Here is a 25,003-nt window from a genome sequence, read left to right on the forward strand (position 1 = left end):
GCCCCCGCCGGGGGCGGGGGCCCGGGGGGCGCCGCGGGGCCCCCCGGGGGGGGGGGCCCCCCGGGGGGGGGGGGGGGGGGGGGGGGGGGGGGGGGGGGCCCCCCCCCCCGGCCCCGGCCCGTTCCTTCCCGGCTCGGGCCACTTCCGTCACTCGGCGCTTATGGGCACGCCCGGTCTGTCACCCTGTCGGGATACGTCAGCGGCGTTTCGCGAGACTGTCAGGAGCCGCACCGTGGGGCCCATTCCCTTGCAGCGGGACATCGTTCAGCGTCCCGGCACCGTCATCGCCGGTCAGAGCGGTGATCCGCGTCCGGTCGCGCGCACGAGCCTGCCCGGAATCCCGCAGGCCTCGGCCGCGGCCCGCAGATTCGTCCGGGCGGCGCTCGCCGAGTGGACGGGTCTCGGCCTGCCCTCCGCCGCCGAGTTCGGCGAACGGCTCACCGACGACGCGCTGACCGTGGCGAGCGAACTGGTCACCAACGCGGTCGTGCACGCCGGTACGACGGTCGAGCTGCTCCTCAGGCTGGAGGACTCCGCGGGGCACGAGCCGGCCGCGCTGGTGCTGGAGGTCACCGACCACCATCCCGCCAGGTCGGTGCGGGACGACCGTGCCGAGCGGCCCGACCCCGCCGAGTACGGCCGGGGACTGCAGCTCGTCGCCACCCTCGCCGAGTCCTGGGGCATCACCTACCGCACCGGCCTCAAGACCGTCTGGGCCCGCCTCCCCGGCGACGACCGCTACGGACTGCCCGACGCCCCGGCCGACGACGCCACCCGCGGGCGGGGCCCGCGCACCGGCCGGATCCTCGCCCCCGCCACCGGGCACGCGGCACGCGACGACGAGGGCTGGGCCGGGCGCGGCGGGCTCTCCTTCCTCGCCGAGGCGTCCGGCCTCCTCGCGGGCCAGCTCGACGAGGACCTGGTGGCATCGACAGCGGGCCGGCTCCTGGTGCCCCGGATCGCCGACTGGTGCGCGATATGGCTGGAGAGCGAGGGCGGAGGACCGGCGGCCGCCCCCAGGCTCGCCGGGGTCTGGCACAGCGACGAGGCGCGGACCGCGCTGCTGCGCCCCGTACTGGAGAAGGACCCGCTGCGCCTGCCCGGCAGCGTCGGTACGGGCCCCGTGCCCATCCCGTGGCCCGGAGGCGCCACGGTGGAGCGCGGGGACGGCACAGGGGGCGCCGCGCTCGCCCACCGCATCATCTCGGGCGGGCGCACGCTCGGCGCCGTCCTGGTGGGCCGCGAGGGCACCGACAGCATCCCCGACGAGGCCGCCGCCCTCCTCGCGGACTTCGTGCGCCGGGTCGGCCTCGCCGTCGGAGCCGCCCGTGCCTACACCCGCCAGGCCACCATCAGCCGCATCCTGCAGCGCGGCCTGCTGCCGAGCAAGGTCGCCGAGATACCCGGGGTCACCAGCGCGCTGGTGTACGAGCCCGGTGACGACGGCGTGGTCGGCGGCGACTTCTACGACCTCTTCCCGTGCCCCGGAGGCCGCTGGTGCTTCGTGCTCGGGGACGTCCAGGGCAGCGGCCCCGAAGCCGCCGTCGTCACCGGTCTCGCACGCCCCTGGCTGCGCCTGCTGTCCCGGGAGGGCTTCCGCGTCGGCGAGGTCCTCGACAGGCTCAACCGGCTCCTCCTGGACGATGCCATGGAGGCGGCCGAGGCCGCCGCCCTCATGGTCGCGGCGGCGGGCGGCCAGCAGATCCAGGGCGGCGAGCAGATCCAGGACGGCTCACAGTCCCGTTTCCTCTCGCTGCTGTACGGCGATCTCGTGCCGCTCCCGGACGGCGGTGTGCGCTGCACCGTGGGGAGCGCCGGTCATCCGCTCCCGCTGCTGCTGCGCCCCGACGGCTCCGTACGCCCGGCCGCCGAGCCCCAGGTGCTGCTCGGCGTCGTCGAGGACGTGGCGTACGAGAGCCAGAGCTTCGTGCTGATGCCCGGCGACAGCCTCCTCTGTGTCACCGACGGAGTCACGGAGCGGCGCTCGGGGCGGCTGATGTTCGACGACGGCGACGGCCTCGCACGGGTCCTGGCCGGCTGCGCGGGGCTTCCGGCCGCCGGGATAGCCGACCGGATCAAGCGGGCCGTCCACACCTTCGCCGAGCGCCCGCCCGACGACGACCTGGCCCTGCTCGTGCTCCAGGTCGACGGATCCGCGGATGTGCGGGGCAGCTCCGCCGGCGAGTGACAATGGACGGTATGCCTTCCGTACTGCCCGATGGTGAGCCCGTGCCCGACGACGGGGCGCTGCCCCGCCATGCCCTGGAAGGCGCCGCCGACCGGCCGCTCGGCTTCTACCTGCACGTGCCCTACTGCGCCACCCGCTGCGGCTACTGCGACTTCAACACGTACACCGCGACCGAGCTGCGCGGCTCCGGCGGCGCCCTGGCCTCCCGGGACAACTACGCGGCCCACCTCGTCGAGGAGGTCCGCCAGGCCCGCAAGGTGCTCGGGGACGACCCCCGTCCGGTCCGCACGGTGTTCGTCGGCGGCGGTACGCCGACGCTGCTGCCGGCCGCCGACCTCGTCCGGATGCTGGCCGCGATCCGTGAGGAGTTCGGGCTGGCGGAGGACGCCGAGATCACGACGGAGGCCAACCCGGAGTCCGTCGACCCGGCGTACCTCGCGGCGCTCCGGGAAGGCGGCTTCAACCGCGTCTCCTTCGGCATGCAGAGCGCCCGGCAGCACGTCCTGAAGGTCCTGGACCGCACCCACACGCCCGGCCGGCCCGAGGCGTGTGTCGCCGAGGCCCGTGCGGCCGGCTTCGAGCACGTCAATCTCGACCTGATCTACGGGACCCCCGGCGAGTCCGACGACGACTGGCGGGCCTCGCTCGACGCGGCGATCGGCGCCGGGCCCGACCACGTGTCGGCGTACGCGCTGATCGTCGAGGAGGGGACCCAGCTCGCCCGGCGTATCCGCCGCGGCGAGGTCCCGATGACGGACGACGACGTCCACGCCGACCGCTATCTGATCGCCGACGAGGCGATGGCGGCCGCGGGCTTCTCCTGGTACGAGGTGTCGAACTGGTCCCGTACGCCCGAGGGCCGCTGCCTGCACAACGAGCTGTACTGGCGCGGGGCCGACTGGTGGGGCGCCGGACCCGGAGCCCACAGCCACGTCGGCGGGGTGCGCTGGTGGAACGTCAAGCACCCCGGGGCCTACGCGCAGGCCCTGGCCGAGGGCCGCTCGCCCGGGGCCGGCCGTGAGGTGCTCGGCGACGAGGACCGCCGGGTCGAGCGCATCCTGCTGGAGCTGCGGCTCGTCGAGGGCTGCCCGCTGTCGCTGCTCGCCCCCGCGGGCCTCGCCGCCGCGGGCCGCGCGGTGAAGGACGGGCTGCTGGAGCCCGGGCCGTACGGCGAGGGCCGCGCGGTCCTCACGCTGCGGGGGCGGCTGCTGGCCGACGCCGTGGTGCGGGACCTGGTCGACTGAGCATCCGCCCGGCCCGTACGAGGCGCTTGACGCGCCGGGCCTAGCCCACCGGACAGTCCGCCCGGGTGAGCGGTGTCCGGTCGCCGGCGGCCCGGCCGCACACGACGCGGCTCTGCGCGTCCGGCCCCAGGCGTGTGACCTCGACGAGGTTCAGGCCGTGCACCTTCTGGTCGGCGTACGGGATCGTCCCGCGGAAGGTGATGGTCCCGGTCGGCATGTCGTGCAGGGCCACCGAGTAGAGCGTCGCCCAGGTCTCCGCCGCGCTCTGCGGGTTGTCGCTGCGGGTCGCGGCGGCGTAGAGGGCGGCCGTGGCCTGGTAGGAGATGACGGTCTGCCCGCTGGCGAACATCATGTCCTCGTACGGGCGCACCTTCGGCAGCGACGGGAGCTGCTGTCCTTCGGGGAGCAGCGATTCCAGGGCCTTGCGGGAGTCCTCGTAGAACGCCCGGCCGCCGCCCTGGCTCATGGGCGCGAGCGCGCCGTAGTAGAGCGTGACCTTGTCCGCGAGCTTCGTCGAGTCGTCGAAGCGTGCCTTTGTCAGGTCGTCGCCGGTGAAGACCGTCATCTTCTTGTCCGAGCAGCCGGCGGTCTGTCCGAGGCCGGACATCAGCGTGTTGACGTCCTCGACCCGGCCGGCGAAGTACAGGGCGTCGGGCACGCGTTCCGCCCCGCAGATCGCGTGCAGGGGCGCGTCGAGATTCGCGGAGCCGCCGTCCTTGGACAAGGAGTACTGGGTATCGGCGGCCACGGTGAAGCCGGATTCCTTCAGCATCTCCAGACCGACCCTGCGCTGCTCGGTGGTGTAGCGGTCCTTGTCCTCGTTGCCCACCTTCCTGGACAGGACGACGGCCTGCGGATCGTCCAGCCGGTCCGCCAGCCGGCCGGCGATCAGCCCGACCGCGTCCGCCTGCTCCTCGTCGGTCGCGGCGAGGCCGAAGTAGTTCGGGTACAGGCGGGCCAGGTCGCTGCCGGAGTTCGTGGTGTCCACCACGGGCAGCCCGGCGCGCTGGAGGAGCCCGGTGGCCGCCGCGCTGTCCGTGGTGTTGCGGCCGAGGCCCACCACGCCGACGACGGACGGGTCCCGCTCGGCGACCTGGATGATCTTCCTGACCGCTGTCGTCTGCCGCAGCATGTCCTGGCCGCCGTTGGCCGTCAGGACCCGGAGCTTGACGGAACGATTCGCCGTGTCGTTGACGAACCGCTGGTGGAGATACACGCCGGTCAGCTCCTCCAGGCCCTTGCGGGTGTCCTCCCGATTCTTGTCGGTGCCGGTGAGCGGGCCCGCGTAGACGACGGTGACACGCGGTTCGCCCGGCCCGATGGAGGCGTTCTGCTCCCGTATCGCCTGCTCGATCCGTTCGAAGGTGACGCCCTTGCCCACCCCGTTCAGCTGGAGGCCGTTGCCCCCGGCGAAGCGCACCTCGGGGACCGTCGCCACCCCGACGCACTCCCTGACCCCTCCGGGACCCTCCAGCCGGACCGCGTCCGTGCTGCGGCCGACGAGCGGGCCGTAGCAGTACGTCTCCTTCCAGTGCTCACTCCACAGGAAGGTCCCCAGCAGCGCGCAGACCAGCACGAGGGCGACGGTCCTCCCCGACATCACCCACCAGGCCCAGGTCCGGCGGACCCGGTGGGTGACGAGCTGGACGTGGGCGTGCTCGTGGGTCAGCTGCTCGATGGGCAGGGGCAGCCGCAGCACCCAGGCCAGCGTGACGGCCGCCGCCGGGGCCTGGCCGATGCTCAGGTCCTCGACCCAGGTCTCGTACCGTGCGCGCGCCCCCGAGCTGGCACCGGCGTTCGCCGGCGGCTCCGGCGGCAGCGGCGGGGTGTGCCGCATGATCCGGTCGGCCGGCAGGGAGGCCAGGAGCAGCAGCGGATCCACCTCGCTGCGCCGCGAGCGCACGTTGTTGATGGCGTTGATCAGCAGAACGCCGCCGTTGTCCTGGGTGGCCGTGGGCAGGAACACCACCGGCGGGACGGTGCGCTTGCCGCGCCGCCAGTCCGGGGCGTGCGCCCGGTAGCTGTCCAGCAGGTCCTCCAGCAGCGCCTGGACCCGCAGCTCCAGGTGGAACTGGCGCGCGTGCTCGTCGCCCGCCCCCGCGTCCGCCACCCGCTCCGCGACGGCGGCGGCGCGCGCCCGGATCACCCGCCACGAACCGCTGGGGGAGAAGCGCGACCAGCCGTCCGACGGATACGCGGTGCTCGACGCGGCGAGCGAGGACGTGGTCGCGAGCCAACGGCTGGCCGGGCGCAGCCAGAGGAGCGGCGGCGCCGCCCTCGTCATCAGCCGCACGACCGTCAGGCCGAGCAGGGCCGCGGCGGCGACCAGGGTGGTCAGCACCCAGCCGATCTCGCCCAGCAGCACGCTGAGTACGGCGATGAACACGGCCCCCAGAAAGGTCTCCGGGCGGACGGAGGCCCGCAGCGAGTCCCACCAGGTGTTGCGCCCCGAGCGGCTCGCCCGCCAGCGCAGGCTGCCCAGCTGCTCCAGTATCCGCTCGTCGCGCTCACGGGCGGAGCGCCAGTCCGGCTGGGCGACGACTGTCGCGGTGGCCTGCTCGATGGCGGCGAGCAGCCGGGAGCGGGGAAAGGCGAAGGGCTTGTACTGCGAGGTGCCCCGGGTCTCCCAGGGCCGCTCGGTGAGGGTGCGGACCATGGAGAGGGCGGCCTCGTACGGTGTGGCGCCGCCGCCTTCGAGCAGCTTCACCGGGACCCGCCGCAGCTGGTTCGCCCGGTGGACCTGATGGACGATCTGCTCGACCCTGCTGTCGATCTCGGGCCCGGCCGAGGCGTCCTCCGCCTGCGCCACCACCAGAGGCATCACCGGACGGTTGACGCGGTACTGGTCGATCAACTGCTGCATGAGGTGGAAGACAGCGGAGGCCGCCTCGTTCTCCGCACTGTCCCGCCACACTTCGCGCGTCATCCGACCCCGTGCCTTCCGCTGTGCCGGCCCTGCCGTCATCTCTCAATAACGGATGGTGCGTGTGCGGCGCAGGTGTTCACGGGGATCGGTACCGGATCCTCTTCAACCGTCCCGGGACATCAGGAAGGAAGGGTGACGAAGTCGATCAATTCCTCGACGCGGCCCAGCAGTTGCGGTTCCAGGTCCTTGTACGAGCCGACCTTGGAGAGAATGTGCTGCCAGGCCGCGCCCGTGTTCTCCGGCCAGCCAAGCGCGCGGCACACGCCCGTCTTCCAGTCCTGGCCGCGCGGAACGGCCGGCCACCCGGGGATGCCCACCGACGACGGCTTCACCGCCTCCCAGACGTCGATGTACGGGTGCCCCACCACCAGCACGTTCGCGTCGGTGACCTGAGCGGCGATCCGGGACTCCTTGGAACCGGGCACCAGATGGTCGACCAGGACACCGAGCCGGGCGTCCGGGCCGGGCGCGAACTCCCGCACGATCGACGGGAGGTCGTCGACGCCCTCCAGGTACTCCACGACCACGCCCTCGATGCGCAGGTCGTCGCCCCAGACCCGCTCGACGAGCTCGGCGTCGTGCCGCCCCTCCACATAGATCCGGCCGGCCCGGGCCACCCGCGCCCGCGCCCCGGGCACCGCCACCGAGCCGGAGGCCGTACGGGACGGCCGGGCAGGGCCGGCGGCCGACGGGCGCACCAGGGTGACCACCCTGCCCTCCAGCAGGAAGCCGCGCGGCTCCATCGGGAAGACCCGGTGCTTGCCGAAGCGGTCCTCCAGCGTCACAGTCGGCCCCTGGGCCGTCTTCTCGCACCGGATCACCGCCCCGCAGAAACCGGTGACGGTCTCCTCGACCACCAGATCGGGCTCGGCGGGGACCTCGGGGGCGGGGGCTGACTTCTTCCACGGCGGAGTCAGATCCGGCTGGTAGCTGCGCATGGCAGCACGATAATCGGGGCCGCGTTCACGACACGCCGAACCGGACCGCCAGTTGCTCCCGCTGCGCCCGGACGAACGCCGCGTCCACCACCGCCCCGTGCCCCGGCACGTACAGCGCGTCCTCGCCGCCCAGCTCCAGCAGCCGGTCCAGCGCGGCCGGCCAGTGGGAGGGGACCGCGTCCCGGCCGGCCTGCGGTTCGCCGGACTCCTCGACCAGATCGCCGCAGAGCACCACGACGGGGGAGCCCGGCACCAGCACCGCGAGGTCGTGGCCGCTGTGACCGGGCCCCACATTGGCCAGCAGCACCTGGAACCCGCCGCCGAGATCGAGCGTCCACTCGCCGCTCACCTGGTGCCGCGGGGCCACCAGGACGTCCGTGGCCGCCGTGGCGTCCGCCTCGCCCATCCCGTGCCGCAGCGCGTCGGCGCGCAGCTCCTCGGCGCCCCGCCCCAGCAGCTCCGCCGTGCCGACCGCCCCGTAGACCTCCGCCCCGGAGAAGGCGGCGGTGCCCATCACGTGGTCGAAGTGCGGATGACTCAGTGCGATATGTGTCACCCTCCGGCCCAGCAGGGCCTCCGCCTGTGTCCGGAGCTCGACGCCCTCCCGGAGCGTCGAACCCGTGTCGTAAAGCAGCACACTGTCCGCCCCAGCCACCAGTGCGGCGGTCGCGTCCCAGACGGGGAGGCGCCGCCGCCCCGTAACGTTGCCCAACCGCTCCCAGCCGAACTCTTCCCAAGAGACGTCCATACGGCGACGCTATCGGCAACGACCTGCGCGATCCCGTGACGGCGTGGCCGGTCGCCCTTGCCTCGGGCCCACCCCGCCCCCGTACACTGACCGGGGGGATTGCTGGCACTCGAACGCACAGAGTGCCAGGCAGACGCCGAAGAACCACAGCTGGAGGTGTGCGCGGTGCTCAGCGAACGCAGACTCGAAGTGCTGCGCGCCATCGTCCAGGACTATGTCGGCACCGAGGAGCCCGTCGGCTCCAAGGCGCTCACGGAGCGGCACAGCCTCGGGGTCTCCCCGGCGACTGTCCGCAACGACATGGCGGTGCTGGAGGACGAGGGCTTCATCGCCCAGCCGCACACGAGTGCGGGGCGCATTCCGACGGACAAGGGCTACCGGCTCTTCGTCGACAAGCTCGCGGGCGTCAAGCCCCTGTCGTCGCCGGAGCGCAGGGCCATTCAGAATTTCCTCGACGGCGCGGTCGACCTCGACGACGTCGTGGGCCGCACGGTCCGGCTGCTCGCGCAGCTGACCAGGCAGGTCGCCGTCGTGCAGTACCCCTCGCTGACCCGGTCGACGGTCCGGCACGTGGAGCTGCTGTCGCTGGCTCCGGCCCGGCTGATGCTCGTCCTGATCACGGACACGGGCCGGGTCGAACAGCGTATGATCGACTGTCCTGCGCCGTTCGGTGACACATCACTGGCGGATCTGCGGGCCCGGCTCAACAGCCGGGTCGTCGGACGACGCTTCGCGGATGTCCCGCGGCTGGTGCAGGACCTGCCGGAGTCCTTCGAGACCGAGGACCGGGGAACCGTATCGACGGTCCTCTCCGTCCTCCTCGAGACTCTGGTCGAAGAAACGGAGGAGCGGCTGATCATCGGCGGCACCTCCAACCTCACCCGTTTCGGGCACGACTTCCCTGTGATGATCCGGCCGGTGCTGGAGGCATTGGAGGAGCAGGTCGTGCTGCTGAAGCTGCTCGGTGAGGCAACGGACTCAGGCATGACCGTACGGATCGGGCACGAGAACGCCCACGAGGGCCTCAACTCCACGTCCGTCGTCGCGGTCGGCTACGGTTCGGGCGACGAGGCAGTCGCCAAACTCGGCGTGGTCGGACCGACCCGCATGGACTACCCCGGAACGATGGGAGCGGTACGCGCAGTGGCACGTTACGTCGGACAGATCCTGGCGGATTCGTAAGTGGCCACGGACTACTACGCCGTACTAGGCGTGCGCCGCGACGCATCTCAGGACGAGATCAAGAAGGCATTCCGTCGGCTCGCACGCGAGCTGCACCCGGATGTCAACCCGGATCCGAAGACCCAGGAGCGGTTCAAGGAGATCAACGCCGCTTACGAGGTGCTGTCGGACCCGCAGAAGAAGCAGGTCTACGACCTCGGTGGCGACCCGCTGTCCTCCTCGGGCGGCGGCGGTGGCGCGGGAGGGTTCGGAGCCGGCGGCTTCGGCAACTTCAGCGACATCATGGACGCGTTCTTCGGCAACGCCGCGCAGCGTGGGCCGCGTTCGCGGACCCGTCGCGGCCAGGACGCCATGATCCGCCTGGAGATCGACCTCAACGAGGCGGCCTTCGGCACGACCAAGGACATCCAGGTCGACACGGCGGTCGTCTGTACGACCTGCAGTGGCGAGGGCGCCGCACCAGGCACCTCCGCGCAGACCTGTGACATGTGCCGCGGCCGCGGCGAGGTCTCCCAGGTCACGAGGTCCTTCCTCGGCCAGGTCATGACCTCGCGGCCCTGCCCGCAGTGCCAGGGCTTCGGCACGGTCGTGCCGACGCCGTGCCCCGAGTGCGCCGGCGACGGCCGTATCCGCTCGCGGCGCACCCTCACCGTGAAGATCCCCGCCGGTGTCGACAACGGCACCCGGATCCAGCTCGCGGGCGAGGGCGAGGTCGGCCCCGGTGGCGGTCCCGCCGGTGACCTGTACGTCGAGATCCACGAGGTCTCGCACGCCGTCTTCCAGCGGCGCGGCGACGACCTGCACTGCACGGTCACCATCCCGATGACGGCCGCGGCGCTCGGCACCCAGGTGCCGCTGGAGACGCTCGACGGGTTGGAGGAGATCGACATCAGGCCGGGCACCCAGTCCGGCCAGTCGGTCCCGCTGCACGGGCGCGGCATCACGCACCTGCGTGGCGGCGGGCGCGGCGACCTGATCGTGCACGTCGAGGTCATGACCCCGACGAAGATGGACCCCGAGCAGGAGCGCCTCCTGCGGGAGCTGTCCAAGCTGCGCGGCGAGGAGCGGCCCACCGGCCAGTTCCAGCCCGGGCAGCAAGGGCTCTTCTCCCGCCTGAAGGACGCCTTCAACGGCCGCTGAACACTGTCACCGCACCGCCCGCCGGTCCCGTACCGGCGGGCGGTGCGGTGCGTGCGGCGGGCGTCCGCCGTGCGAAAGGGGCTGATTCGGCACGATCCGCGGGACGTGGCACGATGCGGGCATGTCCTTGGCGCTGACCGATCTCTACCGGTACCCGATCGTGCAGGCCCCGATGGCGGGAGGCGTCTCCCGTCCGGAGCTGGCCGCCGCCGTCTCCGAGGCCGGAGGGCTCGGTTTTCTCGCCGCCGGCTACAAGACGGCCGACGGGATGTACAACGAGGTGAAGCAGCTCCGGCGGATGACCGGCGGGGCCTTCGGCGTCAACCTCTTCATGCCGCAGCCGCTGGTCGCCGACCCCAGCGCCGTCGAGGTCTACCGCGAGCAGCTCGCCGGCGAGGCCTCCTGGTACGAGACCCCGCTCGGCGATCCGGACTCCAGCGGCGACGACGGTTACGAGGCCAAGGTCGCGATCCTGCTGGAGGATCCGGTCCCCGTGGTCTCCTTCACCTTCGGCTGCCCCGCCCGTGACGTCCTCGACGCGTTCGCCGCGGCCGGCACGTCCACCGTCGTCACGGTCACCTCGGCCCAGGAGGCGCGGAACGCCGATCGGGCGGGCGCCGGTGCGGTCTGCGTGCAGGGCACCGAGGCGGGCGGCCACCAGTCGACGCACCGTGACGACCCGCAGGGCGGCCTCGCCGGCACCGGGCTCCTCGCCCTGATCGCCGAGGTCCGCGAGGCCGTGCGGCTGCCGGTCGTCGCGGCCGGCGGGCTGATGCGCGGCTCCCAGATCACGGCCGTCCTGGCGGCCGGGGCCGACGCCGCCCAGCTCGGTACGGCGTTCCTGCCGTGCCCGGAGTCCGGAGCGCACCCGCTGCACAAGGAGGCCCTGACCAACCCGCTGTTCGTGACGACGGCCCTGACCCGGGCCTTCTCCGGCCGCCCCGCGCGTGGACTGGTCAACCGGTTCGTGCGGGAGCACGGGCCGTACGCCCCCGCCGCCTACCCTCAGGTGCACCAGATGACCAGCGGGCTGCGCAAGGCCGCGGCGAAGACCGGGGACGCCCAGGGCATGGCCCTGTGGGCGGGCCAGGGTCACCGGATGGCACGCGAGCTGCCCGCCGGGGAGCTCGTGGCCCTGCTCGCCGCCGAGACGGAAGCCGCGCGTGCGGCAGTGAGTGTGAGGAGTGCCCGGTGACGGCACCTGTCTTCGTCGTCGAACAGCTGCCCGGCGGGCCGGAGTTCGTCCTGGACGGCCCCGAGGGACGGCACGCCGTGTCCGTGAAGCGGCTGAACCCGGGGGAGGACGTCGTCCTGACCGACGGGCGGGGCCGCTGGGCGGAAGGCGTCGTACGCGCCGCCGAGGGCAAGGACCGGCTCGTGGTCACCGGCCTCGGAAGCGTGCACGAGGAGGACGCGCCCGCGCCCCGCATCACCGTCGTCCAGGCGCTGCCCAAGGGCGACCGCGGTGAGCTGGCCGTGGAGACGATGACCGAGACCGGCGTCGACGTGATCGTGCCCTGGCAGGCCGCGCGCTGCATCACGCAGTGGAAGGGCGACCGGGGCCTCAAGTCCCTCGCCAAGTGGCGCAACACCGCGCGCGAGGCGGGGAAGCAGTCGCGCAGGGTGCGTTTCCCCGAGGTGGCGGAGGCCATGACGACCAAGCAGGTGGCCGCCCTGCTGGCCGGGGCGGACTTCGCGGGCGTCCTGCACGAGGACCGGGACAGCGGCAGCGAGCCGCTCGCCACCGCCGAACTCCCCGCCGACGGCACGATCGTGCTGGTCGTCGGCCCGGAGGGCGGGGTGTCACCCCAGGAGCTGGCCGCCTTCGCCGAGGCGGGAGCGCCTCCGTACCGGCTCGGCCCCAGTGTGCTGCGCACCTCGACCGCGGGGACGGCCGCGGCGGCCCTCCTGATGGGACGCACCGGACGCTGGAGCTGAGAGCCGCTCGCCCGGCCGGATAGCATGCCGGTGTACTGATCACGAGGACCGAACGACCTAGGAGGCCGGGCCATGGCGGGAGAGCCGCAGACCGACTGCCTGTTCTGCAAGATCGTTACAGGGGACATCCCGGCGACCGTCGTGCGCGAGAGCGGGACGACCATCGCCTTCCGCGACATAAACCCCCAAGCCCCGACCCACGTCCTGGTCATCCCCAAGGCGCACTACCCGGACGCCGCCGCACTCGCCGGCGCCGACCCGCAGGCCGCCGCCGACGTGCTGCGCGAGGCGGGCCTGGTCGCCGCCGACGAGAAGCTCACCGAGACCGGATACCGCATCGTGCTCAACACCGGTGCGGGCGCCGGCCAGACCGTCTTCCACGCGCACGCCCACGTCCTGGGCGGCCGCGGGATGCAGTGGCCCCCCGGTTAGGGAGCACCACCACCCGTGTCCGTACGAGAACTCGTGATCCTCGGCACCGCCAGCCAGGTACCGACCCGTCACCGCAACCACAACGGCTATCTGCTGCGCTGGGACGGTGAGGGCATCCTCTTCGATCCGGGCGAGGGGACCCAGCGTCAGATGCTGAGGGCGGGCGTCGCCGCTCATGACATCGACCGGATCTGTGTCACGCACTTCCACGGCGACCACTCGCTGGGTCTGGCGGGCGTGATCCAGCGGATCAACCTCGACCAGGTGCCGCATCCCGTCACCGCCCACTTCCCGGCGAGCGGACAGCGCTTCTTCGACCGGCTGCGGTACGCGACCGCCTACCGCGAGTCCGTCGAGCTGACCGAGGTCCCGGTCGCCGCGGACGGCGTCCTCGCCACCACCGACGCGTACACCCTCGACAGCCACCGGCTCTCGCACCCCGTCGAGTCCTACGGCTACCGCCTCACCGAGCCCGACCGCCTGCGCATGCTGCCCGGGAAGCTGGCCGAGCACGGCATCGGCGGGCCCGACGTCGGACGGATCCAGCGGGACGGCGTGCTGCGCGGCATCCCGCTGGAGGAGGTCTCCGAACCCCGCCGCGGACAGCGGTTCGCGTTCGTCATGGACACCCGGCTCTGCGACGGCGCGTTCGCCCTCGCCGAGGGATGCGACATGCTGGTCATCGAGTCGACGTTCCTCGACGAGGACAGCCGGCTCGCCGCCGACCACGGTCACCTCACCGCCGGCCAGGCGGCCCGGGTGGCGAAGGATTCGGGCGTACGGCACCTCGTGCTGACGCACTTCTCCCAGCGCTACACCGACCCCGACGTCTTCGAGCGCCAGGCCAGGGCAGCCGGCTTCGAAGGTGAACTGACCATCGCCCAGGACCTGATCAGGGTCCCGGTACCCACCCGCCACACGTAACGAGAACCCCGTGCACCTCCCCAAGGCCGAACTCCACCTCCACATCGAAGGCACCCTCGAACCCGAGCTGGCCTTCGCGCTCGCCGCACGCAACGGCGTGGACCTGCCCTACGCGGACACCGAAGAGCTGCGAACCGCCTACCTCTTCGACGACCTGCAGAGCTTCCTCGACCTCTACTACGCCCTCATGGCGGTCCTGCGCACCGAGGAGGACTTCGCCGAACTGGCCGACGCCTACCTGGCCCGCGCCGCCGCCCAGGGCGTCCGGCACGCGGAGATCTTCTTCGACCCGCAGGCCCACACCGACCGAGGTGTCCCGATCGGCACCGTGATCGAAGGGCTCGGCAGGGCGCTGGACCGCAGCGAGGAGACGCACGGCATCTCCACCCAGCTGATCATGTGCTTCCTGCGCGACAAGTCCGCCGAGTCCGCGCTGGAGACCCTGGAAGCCGCGAAGCCGTACCTGCGCCGCATCAGCGCCGTGGGCCTCGACTCGGCGGAGGTCGGACACCCGCCCGCGAAGTTCCGCGAGGTGTACGCGGCCGCGACGGCCCTCGGCCTGCGCAAGGTCGCCCACGCCGGCGAGGAGGGCCCGCCGGAGTACATCCGGGAGGCCCTGGACGTCCTGGGCGTCGAACGGATCGACCACGGCCTGCGCTGCATGGAGGACTCCGAGCTGGTGGACCGGCTGGTCTCGGAGCGGATCCCGCTGACGCTCTGCCCGCTATCGAACGTACGGCTGCGCGCCATCGACGTCCTGGAGGAGCACCCGCTGCGGTCCATGATGGACGCGGGCCTGCTCTGCACGGTGAACTCCGACGACCCGGCCTACTTCGGCGGATACGTCGGAGACACCTTCCACGCCGTGCACGAGGCGCTCGGCCTGGACCGCGAACAGCTGCGCACCCTGGCCCGTAACTCCTTCGAGGCGGCCTTCCTCGACCACGACGAGGAGCGCAGGGCGCTCTACCTCTCCGAGGTCGAGGCCTACGCGTTCGACTGACCGGAACCTCCGTCCGGTCCCGCCGTCCGGATCGCGCTCCGCACCAGTCGCCTGCGCCGCAGCGCGGGCACGCTGATCTCCGCGACCGCCTGCTCCGGCGCGCCCAGCTTGGGCACCGCGCCGGACAGGCTGTTGGTCGTGGCGGCCAGCAGCGCCGCCGGGGCACCGCCCCTGCGCCGGACGGAACCGGGCACCAGCGGCCGGCCGCCGGTGTGCAGCGCCACCGCGGTGACGGGGGCCGCGACCAGGAGGGTGGCGGCCCCCAGGATCAGGCCCATCACCGCGTAGCCCGCCTGCTCGGACAGCACGCTGCCGAGGAGGGGGCCGCAGGCCGTGCCGACGGATGAGGCCGAACCCGCGAGGACCGCCCAGCGACCGCGCACGTCCAGCGAGGCCGCCAGTCCGATCAGATACGACAGGACCACGGGGTAGAAGGTGTTCCACGCGATCTCGCCGGTCGCGAACGACCCCAGGTCGTCGGCCGAGGAGCTGAGCACGATGCTCCCCGCGATGATCATCGTCCCGAGGTCGATCGGCACCGCCCGCCCGAGCCGGGCTCCCAGGACGCCCGCGCCCATCACGCCGAGCAGTCCCGCTCCCAGCGCGGCGGCGAACACGGCGCCGATGGTCACCTCGGAGAGGCCGACCTGGACGGCGCCGATGCGGCTGCTCACGCCCCACAGGGCGTTCTGCGCCATGGACCAGACGAGCATCCCGCCCGCCAGCACGAGCCCCGACCGCCGGTGCGGCAGCCGTCCCTGCGCCGGCGACGTCCCGGCGGCCTGGGTGGGGCCGCCCAGTCGGGAGGTCGCGGGCCAGACGAGCAGCGCGACCAGCGCGATGGAGGCGAACGGCAGCCGGTGGCCGCCGCCCAGGTGAGGGATCGTCAGGTAGAGGGCCCCCGCCGTCGCCGAGACGCTGAGCAGCCCGAGAGACGAGGTCCGGTGCGGATCGCTCTGCGCCGCGATGCCGGACGCCGCGACCGCGGTCGCCGTACCCGATCCGAAGCCGCCGACCACGACACCCACGATCACCAGGGGCATCGAGGTGGTCAGCGCCGCGCAGCCGTAGCCGAGCATCGCCAGCAGCAGACCGGCGCGCGCCGGCCCGCACGACCCGAATCTCTCGACGCGTCCCGCCAGCGCGAAGCCGGCCGACGCCGAGCTGAGCAGGAGGGCACTGCCGACGAGGCCGGCCTGGGCGGAGCTCAGGCCCAGATAGGTGCTGAGGCGGCCGACGATGGTGGGGAGCAGATAGGCGGCGAGGTAACCGGCGGTGAACACGGCGACCAGGGGCCACGCGGCGCGAGGGCGCGAGGACATGGGCGTTCCTGAAGACATGCCTGAGGAGGCGGAAGAAGGGGGGAGGGTGGAGCGGGGCAAGGCAGGGGAGGGCAAGGCAGAGGTGGAGCAGGGGAGGGGGGAGCGAGGCAGGGCAGGGGAGGGCGAAGCGAGAAAAATGCGGGAGGAGCGGCACTCTCGTCAACTGTCCCGAACGGTGCTCGCGGGGCAATTTGTATCAAGCGCGCCCTGGCGACGGAAAGTCGGCTCGATGTGATCTGGGTCACACTCAGGTTTATGCATGAACGAGCCGGGTAGCTGCGCATGTTTATGCAGGTGGGAGTCAGTTTGCGCGGTACGGCGCGGACCCTCCGGATGCGACGGCGAATCCGGCACACTGGCCGCATCCCGCACTGTTCAAGATCTGCCGAGGCCGGGGAGCGCACGGTGAGTACAGCTGATCCAGGCATCGACCCGCTGCTCGGGCTGCGCGCCCCGCAGGATCCGGCCTGTGACGTCTTCCTGACCGGCACGGTCTTCCTCGACATCATCTTCACCGGGCTGGACAGCGCACCTGTGCGCGGGACGGAGTCCTGGGCCCGGGGGATGGGCTCCAGCCCCGGAGGCGTCGCCAACATGGCCACCGCCCTCGCCCGGCTCGGCCTCCACACCTCGCTGGCCGCCGCGTTCGGCGACGACCACTACGGCGAGTACTGCTGGGACGCCCTCGAACAGGGCGAGGGCATCGACCTGGCCATGTCGCGCACGGTCCCGGGCTGGCACTCGCCCGTCACCGTCTCCATGGCGTACGAGGGTGAGCGGACGATGGTCTCGCACGGTCACGAGGCGCCGGCCCCCGCCACCGCCGCGCCCCCCGGCCGTACGTTCCCGCACTGCCCGCCCCGTGCTCGCGCCGCCGTCGCCTCGCTGACCCCCGGTCGCAGCGAGCCCTGGGTGGCCGGGGCCGCCCGGAACGGCGCGATGGTCTTCGCCGACGTCGGCTGGGACGAGACCGGCCGCTGGGATCTGGACGCCCTGCCCGACCTCGGGCACTGCCTGGCCTTCCTCCCGAACGCCGAGGAGGCCATGCGCTACACCCGTACGGACTGCCCGCGCGCCGCCGCACACGCCCTGGCCGAGCGGGTCCCCCTGGCCGTGGTCACCCTGGGCGCGGAGGGCGCCTACGCGGTGGACCGGGAGAGCGGTACGGCCGCCGAGGTGCCCGCCATCGCGGTGGAGGCCCTGGACCCCACCGGGGCGGGCGACGTCTTCGTGGCCGGATTCGTCACCGGGACGCTGGCCGGCTGGCCGCTCGCCGACCGCCTCGCCTTCGCGGGGCTGACGGCCGCGCTGTCCGTACAGGAGTTCGGTGGATCACTGTCCGCACCCGGATGGGCGGAGATCGCCGGCTGGTGGCAGCAGGTACGCACCTGCGCCGACCAGGACCCGGCGGCACTGGAGCGCTACGCCTTCCTGGACGAGCTGCTGCCCGCATCGAGCAGGGCGTGGCCCCTGCGCCGCGCCGTCCCGACCATCGGCTTCCGCCAGTGAAGGGCTGATGATCACCGGGTAAAACCTCTCGGCGTTGTCGGCGGGGAGTCGTACGCTGGTACTCCAGAGGCGGTCGAGCAGCGACTGCCCTGCAACGGGAGGTATGCGCAGGCCCGAGGGCCGGCCCATGACTCAGTCACCGACACAGCCGCAGGCGCGCGCCCAGATCAGCATTCCGGCCGCACACCCCATGGTGATGCTCCTGGGGTCGGGCGACTCGCTGTTGCGCGTCATCGAAACGGCGTTCCCGGCCGTCGACATCCATGTCCGGGGCAATGAGATAAGCGCGACTGGAAGCGCGGCGGACGTCGCGCTCATCCAGCGCCTGTTCGACGAGATGGTGCTGGTGCTCCGCACCGGGCTGCCGATGACGGAGGACGCTGTGGAACGCTCGATCGCCATGCTCAGGGCGAGCGGGAACGGCAACGCGGAAGGGGCCGAGACCCCCGCCGAGGTGCTCACCCAGAACATCCTCTCCAGCCGTGGCCGCACGATCCGCCCCAAGACGCTCAACCAGAAGCGTTACGTCGACGCGATCGACAAGCACACCATCGTCTTCGGCATCGGCCCCGCGGGCACCGGCAAGACCTATCTCGCCATGGCGAAGGCGGTCCAGGCGCTGCAGTCCAAGCAGGTCAGCCGCATCATCCTCACCAGGCCCGCCGTCGAGGCGGGGGAGCGGCTCGGCTTCCTGCCCGGCACGCTCTTCGACAAGATCGACCCGTATCTGCGCCCGCTCTACGACGCCCTGCACGACATGCTCGACCCCGACTCGATCCCCCGGCTGATGGCCGCGGGCACGATCGAGGTCGCGCCGCTCGCCTACATGCGGGGCCGCACCCTGAACGACGCGTTCATCATCCTCGACGAGGCGCAGAACACCAGCGCCGAGCAGATGAAGATGTTCCTCACCCGCCTCGGCTTCGACTCGAAGATCGTCGTCACCGGTGACGTCACCCAGGTGGACCTGCCGACCGGTACCAAGAGCGGTCTGCGCCAGGTCCAGGAGATCCTGGAGGACGTCCAGGACGTGCACTTCTCCCGGCTCACCTCGCAGGATGTCGTCCGGCACAAGCTCGTCGGCCGTATCGTCGACGCGTACGAGAAGTACGACAACGCAGAGGGCCGAGACGGCCGCAACGGGAAGTAGTCGCACCGCACCATGTCGATCGACGTCAACAACGAGTCCGGAACCGAGGTCGACGAGCAGGCGATCCTCGACATCGCCCGCTACGCCCTCGCCCGGATGCGGATCCACCCGCTGTCCGAACTCTCGGTGATCGTGGTGGACACCGCCGCCATGGAGCAGCTCCACATCCAGTGGATGGACCTCCCCGGCCCGACGGACGTCATGTCCTTCCCGATGGACGAGCTCCGTCCCCCGGCCAAGGACGACGAGGAGCCCCCGCAGGGGCTCCTCGGTGACATCGTGCTCTGCCCGGAGGTCGCGAAGAAGCAGGGCGAGGACGCCGAGACGCAGCACTCGATGGACGAGGAGCTCCAGCTCCTCACCGTCCACGGGGTGCTGCACCTCCTCGGGTACGACCACGAGGAGCCGGACGAGAAGGCCGAGATGTTCGGCCTCCAGGCGGCGATCGTCGACGGCTGGCGCGGCGAGCGCGGGCTGACCGGGCCGTCCCCCGCCCCCACCGTCTCGTGAGCGTCCCCCTCATCTCCGGCGCGGTCCTGCTGATCGTCGTCGGCTGGCTCGCGGCCTGCGCCGAGGCCGGCATCGCGCGCACGTCCAGCTTCCGCGCGGCGGAGGCCGTCCGGGCCGGGCGGCGCGGCAGCGTCAAGCTGGAGCAGGTCGCCGCGGACCCCACCCGCTATCTCAACGTGGCCCTGCTCGTGCGGGTCGCCTGCGAGATGTCGGCCGGGGTGCTCGTCACGTACGCCTGCCTCAAGGAGTTCCCGGAGACCTGGGAGGCGCTCGCCGTCGCCATGGGCGTGATGGTCCTCGTCAGCTACGTCGCCATCGGGGTCTCGCCGCGCACCATCGGCCGCCAGCACCCGCTGAACACGGCCACGGCGGCGGCGTACGCCCTGCTGCCGCTGGCCAGGATCATGGGCCCGATCCCGCAGCTGCTGATCCTCCTCGGCAACGCGCTGACCCCGGGCAAGGGCTTCCGCAAGGGCCCCTTCGCCAGTGAGGCCGAACTGCGGGCCATGGTCGACCTCGCCGAACAGGAGTCGCTCATCGAGGACGAGGAGCGCCGCATGGTGCACTCGGTCTTCGAGCTCGGCGACACCCTCGTGCGCGAGGTCATGGTGCCCCGTACGGACCTGGTCTGCATCGAGCGGTACAAGACGGTCCGTCAGGCGCTGACCCTCGCGCTGCGCTCCGGCTTCTCGCGGATCCCGGTCACCGGGGAGAACGAGGACGACATCGTCGGGATCGTCTACCTCAAGGACCTGGTCCGCAAGACGCACATCAACCGGGACGCGGAGGCGGACCTGGTCTCCACGGCGATGCGCCCCGCCGCGTTCGTCCCCGACACGAAGAACGCGGGTGACCTGCTGCGCGAGATGCAGCAGGACCGCAGCCATGTCGCCGTCGTCATCGACGAGTACGGCGGCACGGCCGGCATCGTCACCATCGAGGACATCCTCGAGGAGATCGTCGGAGAGATCACCGACGAGTACGACCGCGAACTCCCGCCGGTCCAGGAGCTGGAGAACGGCTGCTTCCGGGTGACCGCCCGGCTCGACATCGGCGACCTCGGGGAGCTGTTCGGCCTCGACGCGTACGACGACGAGGACGTGGAGACCGTCGGCGGACTGCTGGCGAAGGCGCTCGGGCGGGTCCCGATCTCCGGAGCCTCCTCGATCGTCGATCTCCCCGACGGGCGCAAACTCCGCCTCACCGCGGAGTCCCCGGCGGGCCGCAGGAACAAGATCGTCACGGTGCTGGTGGAACCGGAGGGAACGGAATCGGTATGACTCCCCAGGAGCTGCGCACGTTCTGCCTGGAGTTCAACGCGAGCGCGGAGGAGTTCCCCTTCGGGCCCGAGGCCTCGGTCTTCAAGGTCCTGGGAAAGATGTTCGCCCTGAGCGCGCTCGACGGGCGGCCTTTGCAGGTCAGCCTCAAGTGCGACCCGGACGAGGCGCTGCGGCTCCGCAAGGAGCACGCCGCCATCGTCCCCGGCTGGCACCTGAACAAGCGGCACTGGAACACCGTGACGGTCTCCGAGCTCCCGGACAGGATGGTCCGGGAGCTGGTGGAGGACAGTTACGACCTGGTGGTGGCCGGGCTCCCCAAGGCGGAACGGCTGCGCCTGGACCGGCCGTAGGGGCTCGCCGGGGCGCGCGCGGTCAGGCCCGCCGCAGACCGGCCCCCACCACCAGGCCCGTCGCGACCAGGATCACCGCCGCGGCCGCGACCACCAGGCGTACGCCCTCGAACAGCGAGCCCTGCGTGGTCGACAGCACTCCCAGCAGCGGAATGCCGATCGTGATGCCCACCTGCTGGGTGGTGGTGACCAGGCCGGTCGCCAGGCCCTGCTCCTCGTTCGGCACACCGGAGGTCACCGTCAGTCCGTAGGCGATGATGGCGCCCAGGTGGAAGGCGCTCGCCAGAGACACGGCCACCGTGGCCAGCCAGACACCGGAGTCCTCGCCCAGGCCCAGCAGCGCCCCGATGAACACGCCCTGGCCGATCAGGGACAGGACCAGGGTCCGGCGTGCGCCGATCCGGCCGACGATCCTCGGGGCGTACACCCCGGCGGCCACCGACGCCAGGCCCTGGACCCCGAAGACGAGCCCCGTCCCGAGGGCCGACAGTTCCAGCAGCTCCTGGAGGTACAGGGTCAGGACGAACACGATGGTGCTCATCATCGAGAACGTGGCCAGACCGCCCAGGTTGCCGAACGCGACCGTACGGCGCCGCAGCATCGGCAGGGAGACCAGCGGGGCCGCCGAGCGGGACTCGACGATCACGAACGCGGTCAGCAGGGCCACTCCCAGCACCAGGGTGATCTGCACGTCCGCACCACCGAAGCCGCGCTCGGCGGCCGTCGACAGCGAGTAGATCAGCGCGAGGAGACCGCCGGTCACGGTGACGGCACCCGGCACGTCGAGCTTCGGCCGCTCCGGCGTACGCGACTCGGCCAGCACCTTCGGAGCCAGGACGAACACGATGACCGCGGCGCCGGTCAGCAGCCCCATCGTGGAGCGCCAGCCCAGGGTGTCGGTGAGCACACCGCCCGCCACCATCCCGACGGTGAAGCCCAGCGAGAGCAGCGTCCCGCTGATGCCCAGCGCCCGGTCCCGCAGCGGGCCTTCGGGGAACGTCGTGGTCAGCAGGGACATCCCGGTCGGCACGATCACGGCGGCCCCGAGCCCCTGGAGCGCCCGCCCGGCCAGGAAGGACGCCGGGTCCCAGGCCAGCGTCGCCAGCAGCGAGGACACCCCGAAGACGGCGAGCCCGGTGAGGAACAGCCTGCGTCTGCCGTAGAGATCGGCGATCCGGCCGAAGAGCAGCAGGAAGCCGCCGGACGGCAGGGCGAACGCGGTGACGGCCCACTGGAGCCCGGACCGGCTCAGCCCCAGGTCCTCGCCGAGGACGGGCAGAGCCACATTCAGTACGGAGAAGTCGAGCGCCACCATGAACTGGGCGGCGCACAGCACGAAGAGCACCAGCCGGTCCCGCCCGGAGAGTGCGGGCGGAGCGGGGGCGACGGGAGCGGTGGCGGTCACAGGAGTATGAGTCGGAGTTTCGGTCGGCATGTCCCACAGCCTGGATCCGCCGGAATAACCGTGGGGAGCGGGCACTTATCCTGTTGGCCGCACCACCAGGCAGGCACGCGCACGGACACCAGGGGGAGTACGTGGCTTCACCGGCCCAGAACAGCGAGGTCCGGACCACCACGGTCCGGACCGGCACCGACGGCAAGTCCCACCGGCTCGGCGAGCTGCGCGAGTTCCTGATGAGCCGCAGGGCCCGGGTCACCCCGGCCGAGGCCGGCCTGCCGGACGGTGGGGCGCGCCGGCGCACGCCGGGCCTGCGCCGCGAGGAGGTCGCCGTCCTCGCGGGCGTGGGCGTCTCCTGGTACCAGTGGCTGGAGCAGGGTCGCGACATCACCGTGTCACCGCAGGTCCTGGACGCCGTGGCCCGGGTCCTGCGCCTCAGCAGCGCGGAGCGCCGCCATCTCTACGCGCTGGCCGGACTCAATCCGCCGGCCCTGGAGGTCGACCCGGCCCACCAGGACATGTGCGCGGGACTGAACCGGCTCATCGACGCCTGGATGCCCTTCCCGGCCCACATCATGGACCGCTACTGGAACACCGTGGCCTACAACGACGCGGCGTCGGCGGTGCTCGGCATGCGTCCCGGGATCGTGCAGAACTGCATGATCGCGTTCTTCACCGACCCCGTGTACCGGGCCAGGTCGAAGCACTGGGAGACCATCGCCTCCCAGGTCGTCGCCCAGTTCCGGGCCGCGTGCTCCGAGCAACCCGGGGACGAGGGGTTCCGGGCCGTGGTCGCCGAGGTGCGGGAGCTCAGCCCCGAGTTCGCGGCGCTCTGGGACCGGCGCGACGTCGCCCCGGGCGGCCAGGTCCGCAAAGAACTCCAGCATCCGCTCGTCGGCACGCTGCACGTGGAGTCCACCCAGCTGCGGGTGCCCGCGCGCCCCGACCTGGTGATCGTGCTCCACACGCCGCTCCCGGACACCGGCACGGAGGCCAAGCTCCAGTGGCTCGACTCGCCCGAGGGCCGGCGCGGCTCGATGTACCCGGTCCCGGGATGAACGGACCCCGTCGACAGCCGGGCGCACGCCCCCTTCGTATGCTCAACACATGACCGATAGCACCGACCTCGGCGCCGAGGACCGCAAGATCATCACCCTGGCGCGCAGCGTCCGCGCCCGCAACGGGGTGCCGGAGGGCGCCGCCGTACGGGACGAGACGGGACGTACGTACGCCGCCGGCACCGTGACCCTGGACTCGCTGAAGCTCAGCGCGCTGCAGACCGCCGTCGCGATGGCGGTGGCCAGCGGCGCCACGTCCCTGGAGGCCGCGGCCGTCGTCTCCGAGGCCGCGACCTCCTCGGACGCCGACCGGGCAGCCGTCCGTGACCTGGGCGGGCCCGGCACTCCCGTGCTGCTCGCGGGGCCCGACGGGACGCTCCGGTCCACGACCGCCGCGGGCTGATTCGGGCCCGGCGGCGCCCTGCTGTGCAACGCCGCCGCCGGGATCGGGGAGAATGGGCGCCATGAGCGCTCGACCGAACACAGAAGCTGCTGCGCAGCAGGCTGAGAACACCGCCCCCCACCGGGCCGGCTTCGCCTGCTTCGTGGGCCGCCCCAACGCGGGCAAGTCCACCCTCACGAACGCTCTGGTCGGTCAGAAGGTGGCGATCACCTCCAACCGCCCCCAGACCACCCGGCACACGGTGCGCGGCATCGTGCACCGTGACGACGCCCAGCTGATCCTGGTCGACACGCCCGGCCTCCACAAGCCGCGCACGCTGCTCGGGGAACGGCTGAACGACGTCGTGCGGACCACCTGGGCCGAGGTCGACGTCATCGGCTTCTGCCTGCCCGCGGACCAGAAGCTCGGCCCCGGCGACAAGTTCATCGTCAAGGAGCTCGCCGGGATCAAGAAGACCCCGAAGATCGCGATCATCACCAAGACCGACCTGGTGGAGTCCAAGGCGCTCGCCGAGCAGCTCCTCGCCGTCTCCGCGCTGGCCGACGAGCTCGGCTTCGAGTGGGCCGAGATCATCCCGGTCTCGGCGGTCAAGGACCAGCAGGTGAGCCTGCTGGCCGACCTGATCGCCCCGCTGTTGCCGGAGAGCCCCCCGCTCTACCCGGAGGGCGACCTCACCGACGAGCCCGAGATGGTCATGGTCGCGGAACTCATCCGCGAGGCCGCGCTGGAGGGCGTGCGGGACGAGCTGCCGCACTCCATCGCCGTCGTCGTCGAGGAGATGCTGCCCCGCGAGGACCGGCCGGCCGACAAGCCGCTGCTGGACATCCACGCGAACGTCTACATCGAGCGGCCCAGCCAGAAGGGCATCATCATCGGCCCGAAGGGGCAGCGGCTCAAGGACGTCGGCACCAAGTCACGCAAGCACATCGAGGCGCTGCTGGGTACGCCGGTCTTCCTCGACCTGCACGTGAAGGTCGCCAAGGACTGGCAGCGCGACCCGAAGCAGTTGCGGAAGCTGGGGTTCTGAGGCCGGTCCAGGGCTGTACGGCGGCCGGGCGCCCGGCGCCGGGGCGCGGTGGGACCGGGCCTACGCGCCTTCCTTGAGGACCCGGGAGATCAGCGTCCGCTGCGCGTCGGTCAGCCGTGGGTCCGCGCAGTCGACCGTCCGGTCGCCGACCGTGATCCGGTAGCGGAAACCGTCCGGCACACCCGCGGGCGGGCCGCCCCGGCCGGCGGCGAGCGCCGACTCGGCCAGGGCCTCCCAGTCGCCGGCGTCGGGCCGGCCCGAGGTCTCGATCTCGCCGTGGCGTGCGATGCCGGCGAACCCGCCGGTCCGGCTCACCTGGATGCGCATGCGTA

The 25,003-nt window shown here is 72.0% G+C and carries 23 protein-coding genes; 17 read left to right on the plus strand and 6 right to left on the minus strand.

From position 1 onward, the window contains the following. Positions 1-232 precede the first annotated feature (232 nt). Together ACIQM3_RS14710 and hemW are read left to right on the plus strand one after the other, a co-directional pair. Entirely contained in the window at positions 233-2,188 is a 1,956-nt protein-coding gene (locus ACIQM3_RS14710; RefSeq protein ID WP_401623707.1) for a SpoIIE family protein phosphatase, read from the plus strand. Between the two features lie 11 nt (positions 2,189-2,199). Beyond that, a complete protein-coding gene (gene hemW, locus ACIQM3_RS14715; RefSeq protein WP_401623709.1) occupies positions 2,200-3,432 on the plus strand; it encodes a radical SAM family heme chaperone HemW in 1,233 nt (410 codons plus the stop codon). A gap of 40 nt (positions 3,433-3,472) precedes the next feature. Here the strand turns inward: hemW and ACIQM3_RS14720 are convergent, their stop codons facing one another. From ACIQM3_RS14720 to ACIQM3_RS14730, 3 genes are all read right to left on the minus strand, one after another. Next, positions 3,473-6,358, minus strand: coding sequence for an ABC transporter substrate-binding protein (locus ACIQM3_RS14720; RefSeq protein ID WP_401623711.1), 2,886 nt, complete (start codon positions 6,356-6,358; stop codon positions 3,473-3,475). Positions 6,359-6,477: 119 nt separating this feature from the next. Next, positions 6,478-7,296, minus strand: a complete 819-nt coding sequence (locus ACIQM3_RS14725) for a DUF3097 domain-containing protein (RefSeq protein ID WP_401623713.1) — start codon at positions 7,294-7,296, stop codon at positions 6,478-6,480. Between the two features lie 25 nt (positions 7,297-7,321). Continuing rightward, entirely contained in the window at positions 7,322-8,044 is a 723-nt protein-coding gene (locus tag ACIQM3_RS14730; RefSeq protein ID WP_401623715.1) for an MBL fold metallo-hydrolase, read from the minus strand. A gap of 165 nt (positions 8,045-8,209) precedes the next feature. Between ACIQM3_RS14730 and hrcA the strand changes: the two genes are divergently transcribed. The 7 genes from hrcA to ACIQM3_RS14765 all read left to right on the plus strand — a co-directional run bounded on the left by hrcA (position 8,210) and on the right by ACIQM3_RS14765 (position 14,663). Further along, entirely contained in the window at positions 8,210-9,226 is a 1,017-nt protein-coding gene (gene hrcA / locus ACIQM3_RS14735; protein ID WP_104785565.1) for a heat-inducible transcriptional repressor HrcA, read from the plus strand. Next, positions 9,227-10,366, plus strand: a complete 1,140-nt coding sequence (dnaJ, locus tag ACIQM3_RS14740; protein ID WP_393767095.1) for a molecular chaperone DnaJ — start codon at positions 9,227-9,229, stop codon at positions 10,364-10,366. Between the two features lie 121 nt (positions 10,367-10,487). Beyond that, positions 10,488-11,561 carry a nitronate monooxygenase gene (locus ACIQM3_RS14745; protein WP_401623717.1) on the plus strand — a complete coding sequence of 358 codons (1,074 nt, stop codon included), beginning with the start codon at positions 10,488-10,490 and terminating at the stop codon, positions 11,559-11,561. Next, on the plus strand, positions 11,558-12,304 hold the full coding sequence (locus ACIQM3_RS14750) for a 16S rRNA (uracil(1498)-N(3))-methyltransferase (RefSeq protein WP_401623719.1): 747 nt from the start codon (positions 11,558-11,560) through the stop codon (positions 12,302-12,304). Before ACIQM3_RS14745 ends, ACIQM3_RS14750 begins: the two co-directional genes overlap by 4 nt. Before the next feature lie 72 nt (positions 12,305-12,376). Then, positions 12,377-12,736, plus strand: coding sequence for a histidine triad nucleotide-binding protein (locus tag ACIQM3_RS14755; protein ID WP_401623721.1), 360 nt, complete (start codon positions 12,377-12,379; stop codon positions 12,734-12,736). Positions 12,737-12,751: 15 nt separating this feature from the next. After that, complete coding sequence (locus tag ACIQM3_RS14760) at positions 12,752-13,660, plus strand: ribonuclease Z (protein WP_401623723.1); 909 nt, start codon at positions 12,752-12,754, stop codon at positions 13,658-13,660. Positions 13,661-13,670: 10 nt separating this feature from the next. Then, positions 13,671-14,663, plus strand: coding sequence for an adenosine deaminase (locus tag ACIQM3_RS14765; protein WP_401623725.1), 993 nt, complete (start codon positions 13,671-13,673; stop codon positions 14,661-14,663). Here ACIQM3_RS14765 and ACIQM3_RS14770 read toward each other — a convergent pair. Next, on the minus strand, positions 14,648-15,985 hold the full coding sequence (locus ACIQM3_RS14770) for an MFS transporter (protein ID WP_401623727.1): 1,338 nt from the start codon (positions 15,983-15,985) through the stop codon (positions 14,648-14,650). The two genes, ACIQM3_RS14765 and ACIQM3_RS14770, sit on opposite strands and share 16 nt — an antisense overlap. 405 nt (positions 15,986-16,390) lie before the next feature. On the opposite strand from ACIQM3_RS14770, the gene ACIQM3_RS14775 reads away from it, so the two are divergent. From ACIQM3_RS14775 to ACIQM3_RS14795, 5 genes are all read left to right on the plus strand, one after another. Then, a complete protein-coding gene (locus ACIQM3_RS14775) occupies positions 16,391-17,494 on the plus strand; it encodes a carbohydrate kinase family protein (protein ID WP_401623729.1) in 1,104 nt (367 codons plus the stop codon). Between the two features lie 127 nt (positions 17,495-17,621). Further along, entirely contained in the window at positions 17,622-18,644 is a 1,023-nt protein-coding gene (locus tag ACIQM3_RS14780) for a PhoH family protein (protein ID WP_401623731.1), read from the plus strand. Between the two features lie 12 nt (positions 18,645-18,656). After that, the gene (gene ybeY, locus ACIQM3_RS14785; RefSeq protein ID WP_277334053.1) at positions 18,657-19,154 is read left to right on the plus strand and encodes an rRNA maturation RNase YbeY; all 498 of its coding nucleotides are present in this window, start codon (positions 18,657-18,659) and stop codon (positions 19,152-19,154) included. Further along, positions 19,151-20,434, plus strand: a complete 1,284-nt coding sequence (locus ACIQM3_RS14790) for a hemolysin family protein (RefSeq protein ID WP_401623733.1) — start codon at positions 19,151-19,153, stop codon at positions 20,432-20,434. The genes ybeY and ACIQM3_RS14790 overlap by 4 nt, the downstream gene beginning before the upstream one ends. Further along, positions 20,431-20,784, plus strand: coding sequence for an MmcQ/YjbR family DNA-binding protein (locus ACIQM3_RS14795; protein ID WP_393761872.1), 354 nt, complete (start codon positions 20,431-20,433; stop codon positions 20,782-20,784). The genes ACIQM3_RS14790 and ACIQM3_RS14795 overlap by 4 nt, the downstream gene beginning before the upstream one ends. 22 nt (positions 20,785-20,806) lie before the next feature. Here ACIQM3_RS14795 and ACIQM3_RS14800 read toward each other — a convergent pair whose 3' ends face one another. Continuing rightward, on the minus strand, positions 20,807-22,219 hold the full coding sequence (locus ACIQM3_RS14800; protein WP_401623736.1) for an MFS transporter: 1,413 nt from the start codon (positions 22,217-22,219) through the stop codon (positions 20,807-20,809). A 101-nt stretch (positions 22,220-22,320) separates the two neighbouring features. Between ACIQM3_RS14800 and ACIQM3_RS14805 the strand changes: the two genes are divergently transcribed. The 3 genes from ACIQM3_RS14805 to era are packed head-to-tail and all read left to right on the plus strand — an operon-like array spanning position 22,321 to position 24,671. After that, complete coding sequence (locus ACIQM3_RS14805) at positions 22,321-23,241, plus strand: helix-turn-helix transcriptional regulator (protein WP_401623738.1); 921 nt, start codon at positions 22,321-22,323, stop codon at positions 23,239-23,241. Between the two features lie 49 nt (positions 23,242-23,290). Next, positions 23,291-23,644: a cytidine deaminase gene (locus ACIQM3_RS14810; protein WP_401623740.1), complete on the plus strand. Its 354-nt coding sequence runs from the start codon at positions 23,291-23,293 to the stop codon at positions 23,642-23,644. Between the two features lie 52 nt (positions 23,645-23,696). Beyond that, positions 23,697-24,671, plus strand: a complete 975-nt coding sequence (era, locus tag ACIQM3_RS14815; protein ID WP_401623742.1) for a GTPase Era — start codon at positions 23,697-23,699, stop codon at positions 24,669-24,671. Positions 24,672-24,731: 60 nt separating this feature from the next. On the opposite strand, the gene ACIQM3_RS14820 is transcribed toward era, so the two are convergent. Further along, complete coding sequence (locus ACIQM3_RS14820) at positions 24,732-24,998, minus strand: protealysin inhibitor emfourin (RefSeq protein WP_401623744.1); 267 nt, start codon at positions 24,996-24,998, stop codon at positions 24,732-24,734. Positions 24,999-25,003: the final 5 nt, after the last annotated feature.

The sequence above is a fragment of the Streptomyces sp. NPDC091271 genome, assembly GCF_044757505.1.
In the GTDB taxonomy this organism is placed as follows: Bacteria; Actinomycetota; Actinomycetes; order Streptomycetales; family Streptomycetaceae; genus Streptomyces.